Below are 2428 nucleotides of genomic sequence, written 5' to 3'. Positions count from 1 at the left end.
TTCTGTTAGCATCATTAGGTCTTCTACATCTACAATAATTGCCTGAGCAGTCGCTCGTTGTTGCAGGATCATAAGTGCCATTAAGAAAAAGGCACATACTAAAACTTTCTTGGTTATCAGATTTCTAGATAGTAAGCTGGAGGTAATAGTTCTTGATTGCATGAGAGATATATTTTATTGTCGATCTATTGTTTTGATGTCGTATGCAAGCTATTTCCGTATCCTCTTACCTCAAGTCCGAATAGTCGTAATTGTTGACAAATTCAATTAAAAAGGGACTTGACATGAATTAGCAACCAACACCATTTGACACAAAAAAGACAAAAAACAAAACCCGTAGAATAGTATTCCCACGGGCATCATCATCAGATTTATTTTTCTTAGAAGGCTACATTCATCCCCATACGGAAATTTGACAAATTTGTTTCCTCCGGTCGAACAAATGTGAGTACATTATCAGAGAGCATATACAAATGAACCGGTCCCATTTTTAATAAGAGATTTGCTCCCAGGTTTTGATAGCTTTTGTTTACGGTGAAATAGTTGACTCCTACACTCAAGATTTTTCCCAAATCTCTTGCTGGCACTCAAACCAACGGCTGTAGTACTTCTTCCTCTGTATCGGGTACTATGCATCAAAGCTCTAGGCGCAAGGATTTTAAAGGGCTAAAGGTCCCGCTCAAATAGTATTCCGTGGCAGTTGGGTACGGTAACTTTCATGGGCAGTTTGAACTGTCAGTCCCGAAAGTAAAGAGTCGACAAATTCCTCCATCGCTTCTTCGTCCCCTTCGCTGATATCCATGGCATCAATGCCTTCGAAATTGACCTCCCCGGAAACGGCATAATTACTGACCTGGTCCGTCCAGTTAATATGAATCCCAAATCCCGAACACTCGCGGCGAAACTCAATTTTTCATTGAGGTTAAAAACCACTCCTAAATCTGCAGCGAAGCCCTGATTTCCGGTAGTAGGATTTAGGGTGAACCCGGATTCAATTGGTCCAAATCATCCAGGAGTTTATAATTTCCCATGTTAAAGGTACTGGTATTGAATTGTACGTCAGTGAGCAGGTCAACTGATAGTATTCGGTTCCTGTTTGAATTGAGCATTATTACGGGCCAGGGAAAAGTCAGCTAAACCGATCAGGTATTTTAGGCGGGCGCCTATCTGCAATTTTTTCTTGAGACGGACCGCTCCGCTGAGACCTATTTCGTGGTAAGCAAAGGCCTGAAAATCCGGGCCAACCGAAAGTGTCTGACCGATGTAATCGCCATTCCCTTCCCAGGCCAGGGCGAACCAGGTCGCGGGGGTAGGCAGCAAAAAAACTTGCACGTGTTCCGGTGTTTATGCCTAATTGAAATCCGCCCAGGCGAATACCAACTGAGAGTATATCTGCATGAACTTTTCCCTTTGAGGGTGTTATCATCCCCCATTTGCAATAAGGCATATATCAATATCAACTCGAAACGAATCTGAACCATCAATGGGCTGAAGCACATCCCCGATCGTAAAGCCCGATGAGTAGCACCAAAGCTTATACCCGGAAGTGCAAATGTTGATTTTTCTTTTCGCTCATGAAAGCAGGATTGGTATACTGGGATTGAATCGCTCCCGGCATAAAGTGCAAACCGAAATCTGTCTGGCTAAAGGAACATACAGGAGCAAAAAAGCAGGAGTACAGCTAGAATATATAGAAATGCTTTACGCATGAATCTTGTGATTGAGTATAGCGTGAAAAGAATGAGTAAGAATTAGGGATTCAATTCTGCAAGTGCACCTAGTTTGACCTTGAGATTGTAATCATCGTAAAATTTGACAGGTACTGTACCCGAATTGGAGTAGCGATCTCGGCTTTGATGCGAATTTCTGCACTATTTTGTAAACGATACCAGCGCTCAGCTGTCAGAGCTATATCCAGGGTAGAACTGCTACTTTCACTTACTCTCCCGTTTTGATCAACAGAAGCCGCAGAAAGCAATTGTGCAGGGCCATCGAAAAGGGAATCCTGTACCGCTCCCTGTTCATCCAGAAAATAAGCCTGAAGAACCAGGTCGAGTGGGAAGCCATTTTCTGTGATGAGAATGAGGTCAGCAGATTCTACCTGTTCCATACTTGTCAATTCCAGCCCCAAATCCTGTTCAAGTTCAATCTCACTCAGCTGGATATCCAAAGGAACTTCAACACGCAAGCCCAAATCAAAACCGCTATCATCCAGCACCAAACCTACTTTGGAGGTATCTCCTTCCGGATGAAGCCTCGCAGAAAGATCATAAGATATGCCACTCGGCTTAGAGGAAAGCAGATCCGCAATATTTGAGTTTTCTTTATTTATCTCAATGATGGTACGAGCCGAGCTACCTACCGCAGTAAGTTCCGGGTAGTTTATCGGCAAGCCATTTTCCAATCCGGTATGGTCCAATTCAATTTT

At 43.2% G+C, this 2428-nt stretch carries 2 protein-coding genes and 1 pseudogene; all 3 read right to left on the bottom strand.

Going from position 1 to position 2428, the window contains the following annotated elements; all coding sequences use genetic code 11:
• Window positions 1-679 precede the first annotated feature (679 nt).
• The gene (locus D5R40_RS43270) at window positions 680-871 is read right to left on the bottom strand and encodes a DUF5723 family protein (protein ID WP_375339446.1); all 192 of its coding nucleotides are present in this window, start codon (window positions 869-871) and stop codon (window positions 680-682) included.
• A gap of 14 nt (window positions 872-885) precedes the next feature.
• Window positions 886-1320, bottom strand: a pseudogene (locus D5R40_RS40435) (DUF5723 family protein); the annotation flags it as partial.
• A 457-nt stretch (window positions 1321-1777) separates the two neighbouring features.
• Window positions 1778-2428 (bottom strand): hypothetical protein (locus D5R40_RS36680; RefSeq protein ID WP_161565161.1); only part of this gene is annotated, 651 nt, incomplete at its 5' end.

Origin of the sequence: Okeania hirsuta (assembly GCF_003838195.1) — a bacterium.
Lineage (GTDB): Bacteria > Cyanobacteriota > Cyanobacteriia > Cyanobacteriales > Microcoleaceae > Okeania > Okeania hirsuta.
Note: the sequence above shows the minus strand (reverse complement) of the source record. Positions and strands in the feature narration are given on the sequence as shown.